The organism is Hyphomicrobium sp. (assembly GCF_035548195.1).
In the GTDB taxonomy this organism is placed as follows: Bacteria; Pseudomonadota; Alphaproteobacteria; order Rhizobiales; family Hyphomicrobiaceae; genus Hyphomicrobium_B.
Genome location: NZ_DASZTY010000013.1, coordinates 164,636 through 185,884, shown reverse-complemented (window position 1 = coordinate 185,884; position 21,249 = coordinate 164,636). Strand labels below are relative to the sequence as shown.

General features: G+C 58.9%; 20 protein-coding genes. 13 read left to right on the top strand and 7 right to left on the bottom strand.

Going from position 1 to position 21,249, the window contains the following annotated elements; all coding sequences use genetic code 11:
• Positions 1–3 precede the first annotated feature (3 nt).
• From der to VHB22_RS03905, 4 genes are all read left to right on the top strand, one after another.
• Entirely contained in the window at positions 4–1,407 is a 1,404-nt protein-coding gene (der, locus tag VHB22_RS03920) for a ribosome biogenesis GTPase Der (protein WP_325455648.1), read from the top strand.
• 608 nt (positions 1,408–2,015) lie between these two features.
• Positions 2,016–2,462: a DNA polymerase III subunit chi gene (locus VHB22_RS03915; RefSeq protein WP_325455647.1), complete on the top strand. Its 447-nt coding sequence runs from the start codon at positions 2,016–2,018 to the stop codon at positions 2,460–2,462.
• Positions 2,463–2,513: 51 nt separating this feature from the next.
• Positions 2,514–3,359: a 23S rRNA (adenine(2030)-N(6))-methyltransferase RlmJ gene (locus VHB22_RS03910; RefSeq protein ID WP_325455646.1), complete on the top strand. Its 846-nt coding sequence runs from the start codon at positions 2,514–2,516 to the stop codon at positions 3,357–3,359.
• Positions 3,360–3,602: 243 nt separating this feature from the next.
• Positions 3,603–3,818: a cold-shock protein gene (locus VHB22_RS03905; protein ID WP_325455645.1), complete on the top strand. Its 216-nt coding sequence runs from the start codon at positions 3,603–3,605 to the stop codon at positions 3,816–3,818.
• 213 nt (positions 3,819–4,031) lie between these two features.
• Here VHB22_RS03905 and VHB22_RS03900 read toward each other — a convergent pair whose 3' ends face one another.
• Positions 4,032–4,322 carry a hypothetical protein gene (locus VHB22_RS03900; RefSeq protein ID WP_325455644.1) on the bottom strand — a complete coding sequence of 97 codons (291 nt, stop codon included), beginning with the start codon at positions 4,320–4,322 and terminating at the stop codon, positions 4,032–4,034.
• Positions 4,323–4,604: 282 nt separating this feature from the next.
• On the opposite strand from VHB22_RS03900, the gene VHB22_RS03895 reads away from it, so the two are divergent.
• Positions 4,605–4,919: a hypothetical protein gene (locus tag VHB22_RS03895; protein WP_325455643.1), complete on the top strand. Its 315-nt coding sequence runs from the start codon at positions 4,605–4,607 to the stop codon at positions 4,917–4,919.
• Between the two features lie 160 nt (positions 4,920–5,079).
• Positions 5,080–5,823, top strand: coding sequence for a hypothetical protein (locus VHB22_RS03890; protein ID WP_325455642.1), 744 nt, complete (start codon positions 5,080–5,082; stop codon positions 5,821–5,823).
• Positions 5,824–5,898: 75 nt separating this feature from the next.
• Here VHB22_RS03890 and VHB22_RS03885 read toward each other — a convergent pair whose 3' ends face one another.
• Positions 5,899–6,267 carry a response regulator gene (locus VHB22_RS03885; RefSeq protein WP_325455641.1) on the bottom strand — a complete coding sequence of 123 codons (369 nt, stop codon included), beginning with the start codon at positions 6,265–6,267 and terminating at the stop codon, positions 5,899–5,901.
• A gap of 152 nt (positions 6,268–6,419) precedes the next feature.
• A complete protein-coding gene (locus tag VHB22_RS03880) occupies positions 6,420–7,067 on the bottom strand; it encodes a histidine phosphotransferase family protein (protein WP_325455640.1) in 648 nt (215 codons plus the stop codon).
• Between the two features lie 282 nt (positions 7,068–7,349).
• Between VHB22_RS03880 and VHB22_RS03875 the strand changes: the two genes are divergently transcribed.
• From VHB22_RS03875 to VHB22_RS03855, 5 genes are all read left to right on the top strand, one after another.
• Positions 7,350–8,204 carry a 3'(2'),5'-bisphosphate nucleotidase CysQ family protein gene (locus VHB22_RS03875; RefSeq protein WP_325455639.1) on the top strand — a complete coding sequence of 285 codons (855 nt, stop codon included), beginning with the start codon at positions 7,350–7,352 and terminating at the stop codon, positions 8,202–8,204.
• Positions 8,205–8,339: 135 nt separating this feature from the next.
• The gene (locus VHB22_RS03870; RefSeq protein ID WP_325455638.1) at positions 8,340–9,290 is read left to right on the top strand and encodes an EipA family protein; all 951 of its coding nucleotides are present in this window, start codon (positions 8,340–8,342) and stop codon (positions 9,288–9,290) included.
• A 121-nt stretch (positions 9,291–9,411) separates the two neighbouring features.
• A complete protein-coding gene (locus VHB22_RS03865; RefSeq protein WP_325455637.1) occupies positions 9,412–10,851 on the top strand; it encodes a hypothetical protein in 1,440 nt (479 codons plus the stop codon).
• A gap of 148 nt (positions 10,852–10,999) precedes the next feature.
• Entirely contained in the window at positions 11,000–12,007 is a 1,008-nt protein-coding gene (locus VHB22_RS03860) for a cation diffusion facilitator family transporter (protein ID WP_325455636.1), read from the top strand.
• A 210-nt stretch (positions 12,008–12,217) separates the two neighbouring features.
• The gene (locus tag VHB22_RS03855) at positions 12,218–12,934 is read left to right on the top strand and encodes a Crp/Fnr family transcriptional regulator (RefSeq protein WP_325455635.1); all 717 of its coding nucleotides are present in this window, start codon (positions 12,218–12,220) and stop codon (positions 12,932–12,934) included.
• Between the two features lie 18 nt (positions 12,935–12,952).
• Here VHB22_RS03855 and VHB22_RS03850 read toward each other — a convergent pair whose 3' ends face one another.
• Entirely contained in the window at positions 12,953–13,831 is an 879-nt protein-coding gene (locus VHB22_RS03850) for an SAM-dependent methyltransferase (protein ID WP_325455634.1), read from the bottom strand.
• A 157-nt stretch (positions 13,832–13,988) separates the two neighbouring features.
• Between VHB22_RS03850 and VHB22_RS03845 the strand changes: the two genes are divergently transcribed.
• Positions 13,989–15,572, top strand: coding sequence for a Do family serine endopeptidase (locus tag VHB22_RS03845; protein WP_325455633.1), 1,584 nt, complete (start codon positions 13,989–13,991; stop codon positions 15,570–15,572).
• Positions 15,573–15,644: 72 nt separating this feature from the next.
• Here VHB22_RS03845 and VHB22_RS03840 read toward each other — a convergent pair whose 3' ends face one another.
• The 3 genes from VHB22_RS03840 to VHB22_RS03830 all read right to left on the bottom strand — a co-directional run bounded on the left by VHB22_RS03840 (position 15,645) and on the right by VHB22_RS03830 (position 20,201).
• The gene (locus tag VHB22_RS03840; protein WP_325455632.1) at positions 15,645–18,011 is read right to left on the bottom strand and encodes a xanthine dehydrogenase family protein molybdopterin-binding subunit; all 2,367 of its coding nucleotides are present in this window, start codon (positions 18,009–18,011) and stop codon (positions 15,645–15,647) included.
• On the bottom strand, positions 18,008–18,460 hold the full coding sequence (locus VHB22_RS03835; RefSeq protein ID WP_325455631.1) for a (2Fe-2S)-binding protein: 453 nt from the start codon (positions 18,458–18,460) through the stop codon (positions 18,008–18,010). The genes VHB22_RS03840 and VHB22_RS03835 overlap by 4 nt, the downstream gene beginning before the upstream one ends.
• 88 nt (positions 18,461–18,548) lie before the next feature.
• On the bottom strand, positions 18,549–20,201 hold the full coding sequence (locus VHB22_RS03830) for an L-lactate permease (RefSeq protein ID WP_325455630.1): 1,653 nt from the start codon (positions 20,199–20,201) through the stop codon (positions 18,549–18,551).
• A gap of 175 nt (positions 20,202–20,376) precedes the next feature.
• Between VHB22_RS03830 and VHB22_RS03825 the strand changes: the two genes are divergently transcribed.
• The gene (locus VHB22_RS03825; RefSeq protein WP_325455629.1) at positions 20,377–21,144 is read left to right on the top strand and encodes an FCD domain-containing protein; all 768 of its coding nucleotides are present in this window, start codon (positions 20,377–20,379) and stop codon (positions 21,142–21,144) included.
• The last annotated feature ends 105 nt before the right edge of the window (positions 21,145–21,249 follow it).

The following is a 21,249-nucleotide window of genomic DNA, read 5'->3' as shown; positions in this document are numbered from 1 at the left end:
CCTTTGACGTTGCAAGCACATCCTCCTTTGGTCGCCATCGTTGGCCGCCCGAATGTCGGTAAATCGACCCTTTTCAACCGGCTCACGGGTACGCGAACGGCGCTCGTCTCCGATTTGCCGGGTCTGACGCGCGACCGTCGCGAAGGGACTGCCGACCTTTTCGGGGCTGAGCTTCGGCTGATCGACACCGCGGGCCTCGAAGAAGCGCGCCAGGGCTCGATCGCCGATCGCATGCGCAAGCAGACCGAGCAAGCGATTGCCGCTGCCGATCTCGTGCTGTTCGTGATCGATGCACGTGCTGGCATAACGGCGGCTGACACTGCCTTCGCGCGTATTGCGCGCCAGTCGGGCAAGCCTGTCGTCCTCGTCGCCAATAAGGCCGAGGGCCGTCAGGGGACGGAAGGCATTCTGGAAGCTTTCTCGTTGGGGCTTGGTGCGCCGATTGCAATTTCCGCCGAGCATGGCGAAGGAATCGGTGATCTTGCATCGGATGTCGTTGCAGCGCTTGGCCTTAAAATCCCGGCCACGATCAAGAAGCGACGGGATGGCGACCCGCAATCCGGGGAAGATGAAACGCCGCCTTCGTCGGATACGCCAAGACCGATACGCGTTGCGATCGTCGGGCGTCCCAATGCCGGCAAGTCGACGCTCGTCAACGCCTTACTTGGCGAAGAGCGGATGATTACCGGGCCGGAACCGGGGCTGACGCGGGATAGCATCGCGAGCGCGCTCGATTACAAGGGCCAGTCGATACTGCTGTTCGACACGGCAGGACTGCGGCGTAAGGCGAAGATCACGGAGACGGCGGAGAAGCTTTCGGCAAGCGATGCGGTACGCGCCATCCGCTTTGCCGAGGTCGTCGTATTGCTGATCGACGCGGAACGCCCGTTCGAGCACCAGGACCTGACGATAGGACACAGGATCACGGAGGAAGGACGTGCCCTCGTCGTTGCAATCAACAAGTGGGATTTGATTCCGGAAAAGCAGAAAGTTCTTCGCGAATTGAAGAAGACCGTTGCCGAAAGTCTGGCGCAGGTGCCGAATGTTCCGGTCGTCGCAATTTCGGCGCGCTCGGAGACGGGTCTCGACCAACTGATGTCGGCGATCACGAAAACCTACGCGATTTGGAACCGGCGCGTGTCGACGCCGCAGCTCAATCGCTGGCTTGAAGAGGCTCTGAGCCGGCATTCTCCACCGGCTGCCGCGGGCCGGCGCATCAAGATCCGTTACGTAACACAGCCATCGACCCGGCCGCCGACGTTCGTCGCGTTCTGCCAGCGCGCCGAAGCGTTGCCGAAATCCTACGTCAAGTACCTTACGAACTCGCTGCGGGAAACGTTCGACTTGCCTGGTGTGCCGATACGCTTCAGCCTCAGAAAAGGCGAGAATCCTTATGCTAAAAAGTAACGAGGCTCAGGCGCTGGCTAATGTCTACTGGGTTGGAGGACGACGACGAGTGTGGCAGAACGCGAAACGCGTAAGCTCCAATTCAAATCATCCGCAACTGCGGCACATCGAAAGAAGAATAAGAGGGCCAATATGAAAATGAAATTCGGACGGACGCTGTTGTGCGCCTCTACGTTGTTTCTGAGCGCCGGGCTCGTCGCGACGTCTGCGAGCGCGTACTCCGCGAAAGTAAGAAAGGCTTGTGCGGGCGACTACCAAAATTTCTGTTCCCAGTATCAGCCGGACAGCACGGAACTCAGGCGCTGCTTCGAGAGCAACCGAAAGGGCCTTTCGCACTTCTGCATCACCGCTCTCGTTGATGCTGGCGAAGTGCCCGCGAAATACCTGAAGAAGAGAAGATAACGACAAGAACGCAGCGGGCGGGAGCAACGGCGGCAAAAAGGTGAAGGCCGCCATGCTCACCGCCCACACGGGCGTCAGCTACAAGAACCAGCGCCGCTCCGGACGGAGTTAGATAGGCGAGGGAAGGCAGAGTTCAAGACCGGCGGACATCCGAACGAACTGTAAGACCGAAATCTACGATCCGAGCTTCTGACGAGCGGCCGCCGATGGACGTCTATTTCTATCATCTCGAAAACCAAACGCTGGAGCGCGTTCTTCCGAATTTGCTTGAAAAAACGCTTTCACGCGGATGGCGCGCCGTCGTGCAGGCGGGAAGCGAGGACCGTCTTGATGCGATCGATCTCGCACTCTGGACGTACGCCGATGATAGTTTTCTTCCTCACGGAACCGCGCGCATCGGCCATTCGGGCGATCAGCCTATTTACCTGACGCTTGGACCGGAAACGCCCAACGGCGCTGGTGTGCGGTTTCTGGTGGATGGCGCCGAAGCGCAGGAATTTGCCGGGGCCGAACGGTTTGTCTACGTGTTCGACGGGCACGATGCCGAAGCGCTCGCGTCGGCGCGGTCCCAATGGAAGGCTGCAAAAGCGGCAGGCTGTACCGTTACCTATTGGCAGCAATCGCAAAGCGGGCGCTGGGAACAGAAGGCATAGGAACTACCGCCGAGCTTGCGTTCCAACGCCGTCCCGGATTACGCCCGCACAATGAATTATCGCCACGCCTACCACGCCGGGAATTTCGCCGACGTCGTAAAACACGTCATCCTCGCCCGTGTCATAACGTACATGAAAAGAAAGCCGCAGCCGTTTCGAGTCATCGATACACACGCGGGCGCCGGCCGTTATGATCTTTCCGGACAGGAAGCCCAAAGGACTGGCGAATGGCGCGATGGGATCGGTAGCATTTTCGGGCGGGATCTTCCCTCGCCAGTGTCGGAGCTTCTGGCGCCGTATCTTGATGCGGTCGGCGCGGTGAACGCACCGAACGTGCTAAGAGTTTACCCGGGTAGCTCTCTGATTGCGCGCATGATCATGCGCACCGACGATGTTCTCGTCGCCAATGAGCTCGACCGGGAGACGTTCGCGCAGTTGAAGCAAGTGTTCGCCCGCTCGAAAAACACGACCATTCTCAACATCGACGCGCGCCACGCCGTGAAATCGCTTTTGCCGCCGAAAGAGCGGCGCGGGGTGATCCTGATCGATCCGCCTTTTGAGGAAAAAAGCGAGTTTGCTGATCTTGCCATTGGCGTCAGAGAGGCGATGGAGCGATTTTCGGCGGGGATCTATGTGATCTGGTACCCGCTGAAGGATGGGAAGGCGGCCGAAACCTTCATCGCGGAAACAGCGGCGGTCTCGGATAATAAATTCCTGGACGTTCGCTTGGGGACGTGTGCACCGTTTCCCGGTCTCGGCCTGACCGCCGCTGGCGTCCTGATCCTTAATCCGCCCTATGTTCTGCGAAACGAGCTGGAGATCGTCTTGCCGGTTCTCGAAGAGGGGATGCGCGAGGGGGACGGAAGCTTTTTCGATCTGAGAGACGGTGTTCAATAGTCGCAATGTTCGTTGCTGCGCAGCATTTCACCTTGCGCAGTGTACGCATTTGCTGGATAAATTGCCGCACGCTATGGCGGGCAGCGGCATGAACGGCTCCCGTCGCGTTCTGAAAGTCGGCGCGTTGGTGCGGTCCGGCAGGACGCGCTTGGGTTCGTGCACTCCGACACCCGTCACGGAGCTTGATTGAAGGCCGTCTCACAACGGCATCATCGAGGACCGGGCTGCGCCAGGAGACGATGCATGCGCCAAACAGGTACCGTCAAGTTTTACAATTCTCAGAAGGGCTACGGCTTCATCAAGCCGGACACCGGGGGCAATGATGTGTTCGTTCATGTCACCGCCGTCGAACGTTCGGGTATCGGTGAGCTGAACGAAGGTATGCGGATATCATTCGAGACAGAGCCGGATAAGCGCGGCAAGGGACCGAAGGCCGTCGACCTGCAAAAGGCCGACTGACAGCTTTTCGCGAGCGGCTCGTGGTCGTCACGGTGCGGGCTGTGATGTCGTCTTAAGTTTTCAGGCGCAGCATTCTGCGGTGCGCCGCTTTGTGTTGCGGGAAGCGAGCCCCGCAGAATCTCCGGCTCATTTCGAGACGGGGCGGACGCGATGCCATGCAAATGCAAAAGCCCGCCGGAATTTTCCGGCGGGCTTCAAAAAATTCGGCAGTTATCAGGTCGATTTGGCCATGGCCGTGCGAATGGCTCCGACGATCGCCATCAGCACGCCGCCGCCGACGCCACCGCCTAAGACCTGAGTTAAGATATACATCGGATCCAGCGACCCGCCTGCGACTGCGGTATGGAATACCTGCTCAAGGATCTGGCCTCCAATCCCGCCGCCGACGATACCGGCGATTGAATTGCCGAGAGTTCCAAGGTTCAGATTCTTGAAGATATTGCCGGCAACATTGCCGCCGATCGCGCCGCTAATCAGCTGAATTAAAAGGGTAGCGATATCCATTTTGACGTCTCCACGAGGTGTGGCGTACGGGCTTTATAACGTTTGCGATTGCCCGCCGCCGTCTGAATAGTCCCCAACAGTGGGAATCATACCACACGGCATGTGACAAATCGCGCGATGTGGCCGCCTTAAGGGAATGTTTGCCAAATGGGCGTGGTTCGGAAGATACAGCCTTGTGAGAATTGGCGACCGAAACCATTTCTTGAAGGAGTTCAACGACAATTCCGCTATTGTGCAAACGCGTCGTGCACCGCAATCGGGCCGGCGGAGAGAGGCCACCCAATGATGAGTAAGCTCGTTTCAGCCGTGCTGTTCAGCGGATTGCTGTTGAGCGTTGCCAGCGTCATCGCTGAGGCCGCGCCAAAGCGTGCAGCCAATCAAGATCAGCAGGGCTACGCGATCCGCCGTGGTGGCTACTCGTATAACTATGGCGATACGATCAATACCTATGGCGGCTCTCGCACCGTTTACGGGGGCGGCGCGGAATTCCGCGATCCGACGTTGGAGCGGCAGACGGAAGCGGGTCCGTTCGACCACGGCTTCTTCTTCGACTCCGCCATTGGGCAGCACGGCGGCAACGCGCCGTACATGCATTGAGCATTACGCCGTCACTATAAGATTGCGCGGCGTAAGCCTGTGGGCAAAGCGCCACAAAGCTGTCGACAACCTTCGCCTGTCTCTAAGTCGCCCTCGTCCTGCCACTCTGCGGCCAATATAAACGTTGGCAGAAAGCGTGTGGTATCACGGGGGATTTAGTATGCGCCTTACGGTCAACTTGGTTGCAGCCGTTGCAGCGACCGCTGCGTTCGTTTCGGCCGTCTCTCTACCGGCGCTCGCCGAATGCAAGAAATACGGCTTCACTGTCAACGACTACGGCAAGGACGGACCTACGCGTGACGCGAAATCTCTTCTGGATAAGCTGATCGGGACGAAGATGTCCGAAATGGGCATCAAGGATTTCCACACGGGCAAGAAAAGCGTCTCGTGCGAATTGTTTCTAAACTTTATCGTCTTCGACGAGCATACCTGTACCGCGGAAGCAACCGTTTGCTGGGGTGGTTCGTCGCTGCCGAAATCCGATCAAACCGCCGCCTCCGATAACGCATCCGAGAAGAAATCTTCATCCGCTGCAGCAGAGCACAAGGCAGCAAAAAAGAAAGAAGTCGCGAAGACTTCGGCACCGGCCCACGTCAAACGTAAAACTGCAGTGTTGAGGATCCCGGATCCGAAGAAGCCGAGTGAGTCGATTGCGGCAGCTCCACAATCTGAAACGACGCACACCTCGGAAAGCGCGTCGTCGCAACCTTCTGGCGGCGAAGCTTCATCGCCGGAGACCGCGGCAGCAAAGCCGGTCGAGACTGGATCGCTGCGCGAGCCCGCGAAAACGTCAACCAAGCATCACCACACCGAAAAGAGAGCAGCTCCTGAAGCCGCCACGCCTGCCGCCGGCGGCGCAGGCTATCCAACCCCGGAACCGCCGCAGGATGAACCGGCGCAATAAAGAGCAGAGGACTTCAGTCGGAGCCGCTTGCCTGGTTGCGGTTGTTTCTGACCGAGCGGCTTCGCGGCCTGCGCGTTAAGCCGTAACACGGATCTCGGTGAGCTTCATTTCGATAATCTCGCGATTAAACGGCTTCAGCAGAAAGCCGTCAGCGCCGTTGGCCATCGCGCGCTTGATTTCGTGAGGCTCGTTCTCAGTCACGACGTAGATGATGTGCGGCCGGCGGGTCAGCGGCAACGCGCGTATCTTCGCAATGAACTCGATGCTATTTGCGCCCGGCATGCGCCAGTCGACGAGAATATAATCAGGAGTTTCGGTTCTCAGCCGTTCAAGCGCCGCGATCGGGCTATCCGCTTCGCTGACGCGGAAGCCGAGGCTCTCAAAAATTAGCCGCGTGAACTTCCTGATGACATCGGAATCGTCGACAATGAAGCAATGCAGCATGTTTCAGGTCTCGCGTGCGTCGTGCTCTTCGGGACACTTACATGGTCGCGCGAACGTCGAGACAATGCGGGCTAATCTTTAAAGCGCCGTTAAGCTCTGCGGCGATTTTTCGATGGCTTGGATTACGGGCGGCGGCGAATGCGAATGCTTCTTCAACTGGCCGGCTTGGCAACCAACAGGATATCGGCGCCGTCCTTTAGAATTTCGAGCTTCATGCCAGCCGTCGGAGCGATACGCCACGTGTAGTACGCCTGAATCGACATTGCATCGAGGGGGAGCGGATTGCCGGCGACGAAATCCGTCAGGTATTGCGGCGGCCGCGCGGCCGTGCCTTTGCAGCGAATGAGATAGCTCGGTTGTTCAAACGAACCGCCAATGGCGACGTCAATCTCGCCCCCGCGAGGGAGCGCCGTTACCGCCGACGCGATCAGATTGAGCAAAAGCTTGACCTTGTCCTTAGCGACGAATCCCGGTGCGCCGCGCCAAACGAGCTTATGCTTGCCTTGCGTGATCTTGACGAAGCCGTGGGAAATTTTCTCGGCAGTCGAAAGATCGATCATCGCGCCTGCCGACCCTGCAGCGCCGAATGCGAAACGCGCGAATTCAAGTCGAGCCGAGGCCTGCTCCGTAACGTTGCGGATAACGTTCAACGCGTAGCTCTTGGCTTGCGCGTCGTCGTCCTCATCGAGAATTTCCAAGCCGTTGAAGATAGCGCCAACGGGATTGATGATATCGTGACAAATACGGCTCGAGATCAGTGCTGCGAGTTCTAAGTCTGTTGGCGGGACGCGCTGGCTCATTACGTTCCTTTTTTGCAAAGCCCGGGATCGTAAGGGCGGTGACGGCTCAGGCGCGACAGCGCGACGCGAGCGGGACGGGCTGCTTGCGAAAATGTCCTCTGCTCTGATACATGCGCCGGATTGCAATTGCCAAGTCCCGCGGCCCGTGGGGTCTTCGGGGCTCGATTTTCATTGAACACGTGAGTCTTACGCGCCACGGTCGGAGCTGCGGCGGGTGTTGGTGCTGGAAGCGGGATCGGCTTTGCCAGCACGCCGATTCGCATTGGAGTGCACGCGCGAGCCATGTCGCCGATCGATATCAATGATCATGACGTTCTGATCGCCGCACTCTTGCCTGCGGTCCGCGCGGCCGGACGCCTCGAGATGGCGCACTTTTATAAAGGGGTCGAGGTTGAGAAGAAGGCCGACAAGTCGCCGGTCACCGTAGCAGACAGGGAAGCCGAACGTCTTCTGCTGAAAGCGCTCGGTGAAATTGCGCCGGACGTGCCGGTGGTGGCGGAAGAAGAAATTTCCGCGGGGCGGGTGTGCGAATACGCGTATCGCTTCTTTCTCCTGGACGCTCTCGACGGCACGCGCCTTTTCGTTCGCGGCAAGCCGGAATTCTCGATCAACATCGGATTGGTCGAAGACGGCTGTGCACGCTTCGGATTGATCTACCTGCCGCCATCGGAACGCCTGTTTGTCACGAGATCGGATGGAGGGGCTTACGAGGCGCGCCTTCCGTTAGCCGCGTCTGAAACGCTTTCGGCGATCGCGTTCAAGCGGATCGCTACGCGCGCTCCCGATCCCAATGCGCTCGTGGCATTCAACAGCCAGTCGACCGGCAGCGCCAGTGCCGGGCTGCTCGCCAAGCTGAATGTCGCGACGGCACGACCGGTCGGCTCGGCGATGAAATTCTGTCTGATTGCGGCAGGTGAGGGCGATATCTACGCCCGATTCGGGGAAACCTACGAGTGGGATACGGCAGCGGGCCAAGCAATCCTTGAAGCTGCGGGCGGGTCCGTGACGACATTGGCGGGCGAGCCCCTGACTTACGGACATTATCAACGGGGATTCCGCAATCCGCATTTCGTGGCGTGGGGACGTCGTCCCCTCTGGCGAGAGGCCGACGATGCGACGGCGGAGCCGCGAGCATAAGCAACGCGAATTGGCCATACTTTGGCACCAGAATCCCGCGAATCTGCACTAAGGACCGTGCTGGGGGTACGAGCGCGGTTATTCAGACATTCCGAGGGCGTTCAAGCGCGCGTTCGACGAAACGTGGGGTCACAGATGAGGCGCGTCTCTAATACGAAATTTCTGTACCGAAAAAAGCCGAACCGCAGGATCGCGGCGGTTGTCGCATTCCCGTTTATTGCTTGCATTTTATTGGCAGGCTTAAATGCCGGGGCAGTTGACGACGCTTATCGTCCGCCGTCCGACACCTACACCGGCCAAAGCGGTGTCGATACCTATCGCCCGGGATCGCCATCCGACGCTTATCAGCCGCCTCAGTCATCTGGCAACGGGGATGCATACCAGCCGCCAAGCAGCGGATACGGAAACAGCTATCAACCGGCTCCGAATGGCGGCAGCTATGGCGCCTATAACGGTCCGCCACGGGATTATAATAACCCTGGAAGAGATTACGGTAACTCGACCGGCTATGGCGAGCCCTATCACGCACCGCAAAACAGCGCGAGCCGGGACGAGCGTTATGAACCGGCGCCGCCGCCCCCCTACCGCGACGGCCCGCCGCACGGAACATATTCTGAAGACGAGATCATCCGCGCCGGAAATCGTTTCTTCGGCAAGGTCAGCGGCGGATTGGCGTCAGCGGTCGAGTGGGCCTTCCAGAAAGCCGGCCGTCCTAATGGCTATATTCTAGGCTCCGATGCCGGAGGCGCGTTCGTTGCGGGGCTCGCCTACGGAGAGGGCACTCTCTACACGAAAGATGCCGGTAATTTCAAAGTCTATTGGCAGGGCCCGTCGGTCGGATACGACTTCGGTGCCGATGGTTCGAAAGTTATGACTCTTGTCTACAACTTGCGCGATCCATCGGAGATTTACGAGCGTTTTGGCGGAGTCCAGGGCGCAGCCTACCTCGTCGGTGGTGTGAGCGTGCAACTTCAGAAAGCAGGACATGTCACACTAGCGCCGATTCGCGCCGGCGTCGGCCTGCGGCTCGGTGCCAATGTCGGCTATTTGAAGTATACTCGGAATCCGACGTGGAACCCGTTTTGACAGCTGAAGCGGTCAGAGTAGGTTCTGCATTGCAGGAATCCAAATATCGGGATTTCTCGCGACCGGTCGGAATTCAGTGCGCGGTGGGGGCCGCGCCGCCGAGCAGCTCAGGATCTCTCGCTTGATCACCCTTTATGCCGCGATGCTCGTGACGTTGGGCTTCCTGATCGCGGCCTTGCTCGTCGTCGTCCTGTTGCCGGCCTATCGACGCCGGATCGAACGTTTCACGACGGAAGTGTTGAAGCGAACCTTGCCTCTGACGGAAGAAGAAATCCGCGCCGACAAGGACCGAATGCGCGCCGACTTCGCGATGGAGGTCCACAGGCTTGAGAAGAAGGTCGAAGAAGCCGGACTTTCTGCGGCGCGGCAGAGCGTTGAGATCAACCGTCGCGATGCCAAGATCCAAGAGCTGACGCAAGCGCTCGCCGATCACAAGATGACCGTCGATGAGCACGAGAATGCACGCCGCGTTCTGGAGCAAGCCATTCTCGACCGTCTGCCGAAGGTCGAGCAGCGGCTTGCGGAAACGAGGAAATTATTGGCCGCGCGCGACCGGGAAATCCGAAGTCTGCTCGCGACGAGCGCAAAGCAGGCAGCCGCGCTCGAAGAAGCTGGTCAGATCAATGCGCAGCGGGACAAGGAACTCGCAAAACTTCGGACGGCTCTTGAGACCCGCGCGTGGCGTAACCGCAGCGCGCGTTCCGACGATCGTGCCGACAGCAGCGTGGCGCTGAGGACAGAGCTTGAGGCTCTGCGCACGCAGAACCGTGACCAGGCGGACCTTATCGCTCGCTTGCAGGGCGGCAAGAGCAAGGCAAGCCTAAGCACCGAAGACGATCCGCGCGACGCAGAAATCAAGCGCTTAACGCTGACCCTCGCGAAGGCTGAGGCAGAGATTGCGGCCGCGAAGGCCAGCGGTGGGGGCGACGAGGCGGAACGCATGGCGCTGGAAGATCGGCTGGCGGAGCTGCAAGCCTCGAACGATGCAAAGTCAACCGAGCTCGCAAAACTCAAGGCCGCATTAAAGACGTACGAGGAAAAGGCCCCCGAAGCCCCTGGTATTGTCCACAAGGCAGATCTTAGCGCAGTACAGGTCGAGGTCGAGGAACAGCGCCGTATTATCGCGGCGCTTCGCGCGGAAATCGCTGCGAGCCAGGAAAGGCTTTCCCGGCAAGCGGCGCATTTCCATGACGAACTGCGGCAGATGGGAGGACAATCAGGCGCCGAATCGCGGGTGAAGGACGACTCCGCGCCCAGAAAGCCCTTGGCGGAACGTATCTTAGCACCGCATCCGGTACGATCTGCGGATCATGAAGCCGTCGGAGAGAATGGCGCCGCTATGCCCCGATCTTCGAATGACGCGCGTCCATCGGCCTATCTGAGAGCCCTTAAGGGGAGCAACGGAAGTCCGGCCGATCCAAAATCGACGCCTTCATCTGATGGCGCGCGCCCGCCGCCCTTGCCCGCCGCCGAAGTCGGAAAAGATGCGCTTGCAGTCAAACCGCCGTCGGCTCGTCGGCCTCGGCTGCTCGAACGAATTAGCGGTCTCGATAAGCGCTAACGAAGTTTCGCGACAATGCGCGGGCGACGTATCGAAATCAGCTCCTTTTTTGCGGGCCGCAATCGGCTTAAATAGTCCTAGTCGACGAACCGCCCATATATGTGGCGGGCAAACGAGTTTAATCGCGATTATGAGCAACGATAGCTCGATGAACAATCATCACTCGGGATCTGGCGCAGGTGCTTCGGAGCATGGTCACGGTCATTCCCACAGCCATGCTCACAGCCACGGCTCGCACAATCATAGTCATGCGCCAAAGGATTTCGGATTCGCGTTTGCGCTCGGGACAGGTCTGAACGTCGCCTTCATCGTCATCGAAGCAATCGTGGGTTTCTTCGTAAATTCGATGGCTCTTATTGCGGACGCTGGACATAACCTCAGCGACGTTTTGGGTTTGCTGCTCGCATGGGGCGCAAGTGTTCTTCTGAAGCGTCGCCCCACGCTGCAATACACGTATGGCTTCGGTTCCTCGACGATACTGGCGGCGCTGGCAAACGCGGTGCTGTTGCTCGTCGCGGTGGGCGCCATCGCCTTAGAGGCCATTCAGCGCCTAGGAAGCACTCCGCCTGTTGCGGGCGGGACTGTGATCGTCGTCGCCGGTATCGGAATTCTGATCAACGGCTTTACCGCTTGGCTATTTGCCTCCGGCAGGCACGGCGACGTGAATATCCGCGGCGCTTATCTCCATATGGTGGCCGATGCTGCGATTTCGCTCGGAGTCGTTATTGTCGGTTTTGCAATCTTGATGACGGGTTGGAACTGGCTCGACCCCCTCGTTAGCTTGGCCATTGCCGCGATTATCGTCTGGGGGACCTGGGGGTTGTTACGCGATACGATTCGCCTTGCTTTGCAGGGGGTGCCTTTAGGCATCAGCACGGAGCGCGTCCAAAGACGCTTGAGTGAATTGCCGGGCGTTGAAAGCGTTCACGATCTTCATATCTGGCCGATGAGTACGACCGACACGGCGCTAACGTGTCATCTCGTGATGCCCGGCGGGCATCCGGGCGACGCGTTCATCTCGGAGGCTGCGAAAATGCTGCACGATGAGTTCGAAATTCGCCACACGACATTGCAATTCGAAGTCGGTCCCAAGGCCCCGTGCGGGCTTGACCAAGGCTGTATGCCCGGACGGAGGGCCTCCGCCACAGGAACCTAACCGAGGCGTATGCGTACTGCCGATAGAGGGACACCTTGCGGTAGATGGACAACGCGAGGAAATTGCGCCAAAATGCTCAGCACAGTTATAATTTATTAGGATTATTTCACCGTCGGTCTGAGCACGAGTTGGTCGAGCCCTTAAAGACATTTTAGATCATCTCGCGATCGGCGTGCCTGGCTCCAATGCCGGGATTTCGGAGTGCGTATTGTGAGTTTCGTACTTGAGGACGTCGGCTCTTCCGCGCCTTCGGGCGGCCCTTCCGATTTCGCTGGCGACAATCCGGTGCGCACTCTCGCGCGGGAGGACATCCTGTTCGAAGCAGGAGATCTCAAAACGCACCTCTATAAAATCGAAACCGGCGCTCTTTGCATTTCCGAGACGAGGCCCGACGGTTCGGCCGAAGTTATCGAATTTGCCCTGGCGGGTGATCTCGTGGGCATGGGGTTTCTTGAGCGTCATGCCGTTGGCGCGCGTGCGGTGATCGATACGACGGTTCGTTGTTATCCGCTCGACGCCATGACGCAACTCGCCACCCAGGATGAGCGCACGCGTGATCGGTTTGACCGCGCAGTGCAGCGAGAGTTTACTTACCGGCGCGATTACATGGTGACGCGCGGCCGGTTCAATCCGCTCGGGCGGCTCGCCGCATTCCTGCAAGCCGTGTCGCAACAGAACGCGCAGGAAGGCCGCGATCCGAGCTTGATCGACGATACGCTGGAATGTGCCGTCGTCGCGGATTACTTGGGCGTAAGTGTCGATGTATTAGGCGCGCAACTCGTCGAGCTTGAGAAACGCCGGCTGATCGAACCGGCCGCCGAGCACGGGTTACGGATCACGGACGCTGCGGGCCTAAAGGAACTTGCGGACGATGAATGCAGCGACGGTCGGCTGCAATCCGATTTGCCCGCGGCGAGCAAGCCTTAGTCTGCGTGCGATATATCCTTACTGTTGCACCGCCGCGTCGGGTTCGAGCAGACTGAAGCCTGCAAATTTCCTGGATATATCGCGCTGTCTTTTCGACATGAAGAGCCGGCGCACGGTCGTGACGAGGGCCGGAAGGACTGGAAGTTTCGGCTGCCGTTTCCGGAGATCTGCTTCGTCGAGCAGATATCGGACTTCCCTCAATTGCCAGCCATGGTCCGCGAAGAAACCAAACCAGTCAGCCGGCGCAAAGCGGAACGGCGCATTCCGCATCCGGTCGCCGATCTGGCGTCTCCGATATTTGAGCAGCGTCGGCGAAAAATAATCGACTAGCCAATACTTCGCATGGCGCAGCTTTCTCAGATCGCCGGCGAGCGCGGCAACGTCATCGAGCGTCAAATAGGGCACAACGCCTTCGGTAAGGATCAGTAATTTCTTCGCCTGACTGTCGGCGTCGGTAAGCAGCCGCCTGCGCGCGCTTCCGTCTGAGAGATCGCATCTGACCCGCGTCAAGCGGCATGCCGGTATCTCCCCCGCAAGACGTTGTTCCTTGTAGTCGATCACATGCGGATAATCGGCCTCGATCCACGTGAGCGAAGCCGGCAATGTCATACGGTGGGGTCGCGTATCGAGCCCGGCGCCAAGATTGAGGATAGTGTCGGCACCTTCGTCGATCGCCAAACGAATGAAGTCGTCGATGATGCAGGTGCGCATGACGATGGCCCACCCGGTCAAATATGATTGGGGCATCGCCTTCGCGATTTTCCCGCCCCGCTCTCCCGCCAGCCTGCTGGCGAGCGGATCGTGAAAAAGCGCATCTGATCGCTTCGTCTCGACATCTCGATAGTGTGCCATCCAATAGGCCGTGTCGGAAACATCGCCAATCAAAGTTTCGGTCATTTGCGAGATCCGATCGTGCAGGGGAAGACCATCAAAGGTTTCCTATTTTTAAATCCGCGGAAACATCCAGGAAATGTAGCGTGCTGCAGGATCGCTATGTCTTTGGGGGGAATTGAGGCAGGTGCCTCGCTCGCGAACTCTAAAGGAACAGGCGATCATGGATCCACAAAACGAACAAGGTAAAGAGGTCGAGGCGACCGGCAAGACCTCATCTCACAACGGCTATAGATACATAGCGAAAGTCGCAGGCGCCGTGACTGCCGGGAGTGCTGCGATCGCATTTTTGGTAGCCGCATCGGTTTCGCCGCAGACAAGCGCGCTGACGCATTCTCTTTCATACAGCAGTTCTGCTGCGGCGGCCGAGGCTGCAAGCCCGGCAGCCAACTCCATGCCGAGCTTTGCCGACCTCGTTGAGCGGGTGAAACCGGCCGTCGTGTCGGTCTATGTGCGCTCGGAAGAAAAAATTCCGCTGACTTCGTGGAACGGCAACCAGGGCAATGACGACGATAGCAGCGGTTCGCAAAACAATCCCTTCCAGTTCTTCTTCGGACCGGGCAGCAAGCAGCAATTCAATTTTCCGAACATGCAACAGGCACCGCACATCGTACGCGCGCAGGGTTCGGGCTTCTTCATTACGGCGGACGGCTATCTCGTCACCAACAATCACGTTGTGAAGGATGCCAAGAAGGTCGAAGTCAAGACGACGACCGGCGAGACATACAAAGCCAAAGTCATTGGGACGGACCCGAAAACGGATCTCGCGCTTCTGAAGGTCAGCGCATCGAAGGAATTTCCGCACGTTAACTTCTCGGCATCCACGCCACGTGTCGGCGACTGGGTGATCGCCATGGGCAATCCGTTCGGTCTTGGCGGCACCGTTACAGCCGGTATCGTATCGGCGCAAGGCCGCGATATCGGCAGCGGACCCTACGACGACTATCTGCAGATCGACGCGCCCGTTAATTCCGGCAACTCCGGCGGCCCGAGCTTCAACCTGAAGGGTGAAGTCGTCGGTATCAACACTGCGATCTACACACCCTCGGGTGGGTCGGTCGGTATCGCGTTCGACATTCCGTCGACCACTGCCAAATCCGTCATCGACGCGTTGAAGACGAACGGCAAAGTGACACGCGGCTGGATCGGAGTCACCATTCAGCCCGTCACCGACGACATCGCCGCGAGCATAGGCATGAAGGAGGCAAAGGGAGCGTTGGTCGACGAGCCGCAACCCGGTAGCCCGGCGGCAAAGGCCGGCCTCAAGAGCGGTGACGTGATCGCCGAACTCGACGGCCAAACGGTAAAGGACTCTCGTGATCTGGCACGTAAAGTCGGTGCGATTGCGCCCGGAAAGACCATTCATCTGACGGTTTTCCGTGACGGCCAGAAGCGGACGGTCGACCTTATCGCACGGACTTATCCTTCGGATACGGCATCCGCTGATGACGGCAACGCGTCCGTTAAGCCGACATTTGGAATGTCGCTCGCGCCTTCGGATGACGTTGCGGGAGCGCACGGTAAAGGCGTCGTCGTTCTCGGCGTCAATCCGACGGGCATCGCTTCCGAGAAGGGTGTGCAGCAGGGCGACGTCATAACGGCCGTAGGCGGCAAGGCCGTCTCACAACCTGAAGATGTTCAGGACGCCATCCACGAAGCTCAGAACGAAGGCAAGACTGCTATACTACTGCATCTGAAAACCGCAGACGGCGGTCGGTTTGTTGCGCTTCCGTTGAAGCAGGGCTAAGTGCCTTTAAAAATGATGCGGCGCGGGTTCGAATGAGCCCGCGCCGTTTTGCTTACGCTATTTCTGTGCCGTTCAGGTGATCGTGTCGCCCATCGGGATGCTTCGCAGCCGTTTCTTCGAGGCCGCGAATATCGCGTTGGCGAGCGCGCCCATCATCGGTGCGATGGCCGGTTCTCCGATTCCCCCGGAATGCGTGCCGTGCGGCGCGTCGACAATATGCACGGTTACCTTCTGCGGGAAGTTGCTCATCCTGACGACATTGTAATCGGTGAAATTTGACTGCTCGACCGCGCCGTTCTTGAAGGTGATGCCGCTATAGAGCGTGTTTGACATGCCCATGACCGCGGCGCCTTCCAATTGCGAGCGAATACGCTCCGGATTGACGTAGAGCCCGCAATCAACTGCGGTTGTCACTTCCGGAACGCGGATCGTGCCATCTTCATCGATCTTCGCGTGCACAACCGTCGCGACGTAGCTCGACCAGGCGCAATGCGCAGCGATGCCCAGTCCTTCGCGTTCTGGCATCTTTTTGCCCCAGCCGGCCTTTTTCGCGGCGATGTTGATGACGTTAATCAGCCGGCCCGTATCGATCGGGAAGGCCTCATAAGGATCGCCGTAGTTCCAGAAGTCCGCGGGAAATCCGAGCGCCTTGGGATCGAGCTTACGCGCAGGCCCAATCAGTTCGAGCAGGAAATCCTTTGGGTCGCGGCCAAGCTTGTCGGCAAGCTCCCCGACTGCCGATTGCACGGCGAACGTATGCGGCTGCGTCGAAACCGAGCGATACCAGCCGATACGTGTGTGCGCCATGGCCTTGCCGTTCTCACACCGGACGTTCGGGATATCGAACGGCGTGTTGACGAAGCCCATGCCATACTCGATCGGGAAAGAATATCCGTCGTCCTTCTTGAACGTCGAAATGATCGATGGTGCGACCGTGCGATGCCGCCAGCCCGTCACCTTTCCTTTGTCATCGATCGCAGCTTCGATGCGTTCAACCGAAACCGTGTGATAGAACGCATTCCGTATGTCATCTTCGCGCGTCCACTGCAGCAGAATCGGCGTACCTCCGTGCTTCTGCGAGATGTGCGCGGCTTCGACCATGTAATCCCATTTGGATTTCCGGCCGAACCCGCCGCCAAGCAACGTGACGTTTACTGTCACGTTCTCCAGCGGAATTTTCAACGCAGCGGCTATATCTTTGCGCGCGCCCCAAGGGCTTTGAACGGGCGCCCAGACCTCGGCTTTGCCATCGGCAACGCGCGCAACGGCAACGAGCGGCTCCATTGGCGCTTGCACCATGTGCTGCGCATGATAGTCAGCGGAGAAGACCTGCTTGGCTTTCGCAAACGCCTCGTCGATATTGCCTTGATCGCGAATAACCTTCCCGGGCTTCGCCGCGGTCGCGGTCATTTCCTTATCGTACTCGGGCGAATTGTAGCTCGCGTTCGGACCGTCCTCCCATTGGATGTCGAGCGCGTCGCGTCCCTGGATGGCCGCATACGTCGAATTCGCAACAACCGCTATGCCACCAAGAATCCCGAAGACACGCGGCACGGTGAAAACGCCTTCGATCTCATAGACGGCTTCAACGCCGGGCACTTTCAACGCTTTGGATGCGTCGAATTTCTTAACTTTGCCGCCAAGCACGGGCGGGCGCGCCATCACGGCGAACTTCATGCCGGGCAGCCGCGTGTCGGCACCATAGTGCGCTTTGCCGACCGTGATGTCGTGCAAGTCGGCAATCTTGAAATTGCCTTTGCCAATCAGCGTGAACTCGTCGGGCGTCTTGTAGAGGAGCGTCTGCTGTGGCGGGACCGGCAGGGTCATCGCCAGCGGCGCCAGCTCTTCGAAGCCGAGCGACTTGCCCGTTTCCTTGTTGTCTTTATCGAGCAGATAAACGCGATGGTTTCTTGCCCGGCACAGTGTTGAATCGACATTCCACTGTATCGAGGCAGCCGTCTCAAGCATGTGCCGCATCGAAGCGCCGCACGTTCGCATGGCTTGAATGAAATGGCGCATGCTGCGCGAGCCGTCGGTGTCTTGGTTGCCGTAACGGGGTTCATCGCCCGGAGCTTGAGTCAGGCGGACGCGCGACCAGTCGGCTTCCATTTCGTCGGCGACGACGGCAGGCAAGCTCGTACGGATACCCGTTCCCATTTCGGCGCGATGAGCCACGATCGTAACCGTGCCGTCTTTCGCGATGGCAACGAAAACTTTCGGATCGGTCACCCATTTATTCGGCATGTCGTCGGCGCCGGTCGGGTAGAGTTGCAAGGCTTCGCGTGCGCTTGCTGGGGACAGGCTGACGGACAGCACGAGCCCGGCTCCGCCGAGCATGCCGCCGAGGACCGAGCGTCGGCTGACGTTCTCGATAACCGCGTCGTCGCGCGGCTTTCGAACGTCGAATGTATCGGTTTCGAAATATTGAAGCATGGTCATACGCCTCCCGCTGCTAGTCGAACCGCGCCGTGGATTCGCTCGTAGCATCCGCACCGGCAGATATTGCCGGACATTTCTTCAACGATTTGCGCGTCGGTCGGTGCCCGGTTTTTGCTGAGCAGCGAGGCAGCCTGCATGATTTGCCCTGCCTGGCAGAAGCCGCACTGGGGAACGCTCAACTTTCGCCACGCTTGTTGCACCGGGTGATTGCCGTCAGGGCTCAAGCCTTCGATGGTCGTGACCGATTTCCCCGCCGCTTCACCGACCGTCGTCTGGCAAGAACGCACGGCGACACCATCAAGGTGAAGCGTGCAGGCGCCGCATACGCCAGCACCGCAGCCAAACTTCGTTCCGGTGAGATTGAGTTCGTCTCTGACGTACCAGAGAAGCGGCATATTAAGATCGCCGTTGAACTCGTGGCTTTCGCCGTTGATTTTAATGGTGGGCATGGTTGCACGCTCCTTTCACTTGGCGGTTGAAGCCGCCGGTTCGTTGTTTTTCTTGTTGAAGGTCTCGCGATGTCATTTTGAGCACCCTCTAATGGACGAGCAGGGTCAGCGGCCAAACGTAGGCCTGGCCCATGACAAGGAGGCCGACGAGCGCCGCAAGCGCCAGAGAATGGAAAAAGACGAAGCGGAGAATTGCGCCTTCGTGGCCGTACCATTTGGTTGCCGTCGACGCGACGACGATGGACTGCGCATCGATCATCTTACCCATGACGCCGCCGGAGCTGTTCGCCGCCGCCATCAGAATGGCGCTGATGCCGAGTTGCTCGGCGGTAATCCGCTGCAGGCCGCCAAAGAGTACGTTCGAAGAGGTATCGGAACCCGTCAGCGCGACGCCGAGCCAACCGATCATCGTCCCGAAGAACGGGTAGGCATGTCCGGTGTTTGCCAACGCCAGGCCGAGCGTCGCATCGCTGCCGGCGTATCTCGTGACGAAGCCAATCGCCATCATGCACGCAATCGTCAGAAGCGAATAGCGAACGAGATATAATGTTCGTCCGTACATGCGCACGAGGCCCGCAAAGCCGTACCCCATGAAAAGGCCGGAGAGAATGGCCGCGAATAGGATGCCCGTTCCGGTCGCCGACAACAGGTTGAAATTGAAAATTGCCTTTTCGGTTTGCGGCGTGGCGACGACGGGGGCCGTCCGTTGAACGAGGTCATGTAAGCCCGTGACGGGCACCTTCTGAGACCAGATCCCATCAAGGGAAGCGCGCACTTGCGGCGTACCCCAAAGGAATACGAAAACGGCGAGAATGACCCAGGGCGTCCACGCGCGCCGGACAGCATGGAATCCGTCAGAAACCGAGTGTGCCAATGTCGGCACCGCCGCGTGCGTCTCCGCGGGCTCCGCCGGCATTTCGGTCATCGGATTTGCGGGTTGCCACACCCGCAGGAAAAGCGCGAGGCAGGCCATCGATGAAATCGCGGCCACGACGTTGACCAGCCAGGGCCCATGATAATTCGAGATGAGATATTGCGGGACCGCGAAGCTGACGCCCGCGACGAGAATTGGCGGCCAGACTTCCAGCATTTTGCGCCAGCCGACGAACGCCCAAATCAGCCAGAACGGAACAAGGATCGAGAACGGCGTAAGCTGGCGGCCGACCATTGCGGTCAACTGATAGAGGTCGAGGCCGGTCACCGCGGAAAGCGCAATCACCGGCGTGCCCAAGGCGCCAAACGCAACGGGCGCCGTGTTGGCGATGAGCGACAATCCGGAAGCCAGGAGTGGTGAGAAGCCAAGCCCGATAAGCATCGCCGCCGTAACGGCAACGGGCGTCCCGAACCCTGCGGCACCTTCGAAAAAGGCGCCGAGGGAAAAAGCGATGAACAGCAACTGCAATCGCCTGTCGTTGCTGATCGCCCCGATAGAGCGCTGCAGTACGACGAACTCGCCCTTCTCCTGCGCAAGCTGATAGAGAAAAATGACGTTGAGAATAATCCAGCCGATCGGAAGAAGACCGAATGCTGCGCCGTATCCGGCGGCGAGCCCGGCCATGCGCATCGGCATGCCGTACGCCAGGATCGCGACGAGGAGTGCCGTACCCAAGCCCAACAGAGCCGCCACATGAGCGCGCACTTCAAAAAGCCCAATCGCGCCGAGGAGGACAAATACGGGAAGAGCTGCAACGGCAGTGGAAAGCAGCATGTTGCCGAACGGGTCATAGGCCTGCGACCACATACGTTCCCTTCCCCAGACCTGCTTTGCCGGAAGACGTCCGAACTCCCGTCTGGTAAATAAATTAGGCCAGCGCAGATGGCTGGTCAAAATAACTGACGGGCTATATCGAAAGCCTGTGGTGGCGCCGCAAAACGGAGGTTGCTATTCTTCAAATGACGTTCGGCAGGATAAACGCATGACCGAGGCCATAAGCACCCCCAAGATTGCGGACGCGATCGCGCTGCACATCGAGAGGTTGATTCTCGAAGGCGCGCTTCGTCCTGGGGAAAAGCTCGCGTCCGATCGTGATCTTGCAGTGAAGTTCGACGTTTCGCGTCCGTCGCTCCGCGAGGCGATCGAGAAACTCGCGCAACGCGGCCTCTTAACCGCCACGCGCGGAGGGACCTATGTCGCGCAGTTCCTGACGCCGATCATGGCGCCGCTTGCGAGTCTTTACCGCGATAATCAAAACGCCGCCGCGGATTATTTCGAATTCAGGCAGTCCGTCGAAGCGCAAGCCGCACGCGCAGCGGCGCTCCGGGCAACGAACGTCGACAGGGCCGCAATTCGGGCATGCCTCAAAGACATGCGCAAAGCGCACAAGCTCGCTACTCCAGCCAAGGAAGCGGAAGCCGACGTCAATCTTCACATGCTGGTCTATGAGGCAGGCCACAATATGGTTGTGCTTCATGTCATGCGCGCTCTGAGCGAGCTTCTTCGCAACAATATCTTTTTCAACCGCGAGAATCTTTATCTAAGGTCCGGGGTGCGGGAAAAGCTGCTGACACAGCATGTCGCGATTGGAGAAGCCGTTGTGGCGGGCGACGCCGATGCGGCCGAGACCGCCGCTGCCGAACACATCCGTTTCGTCTTCGGAACAGTCGAAGAAATCCAGCGCGACAATCGGCGCCTGAAGACGTCGCTTATGCGCGTCGGCCGGGGCGATCTTCTCGCGAACGAATAAGCTTACGCATCGGTAACGGCTCGGCTGGTTAGAAGTCGGAGCCGCTTCGCGTGGCATTCTGGCAACGGCCGATGAACGTAAGCCATCAAGTATTGCAGACATCCC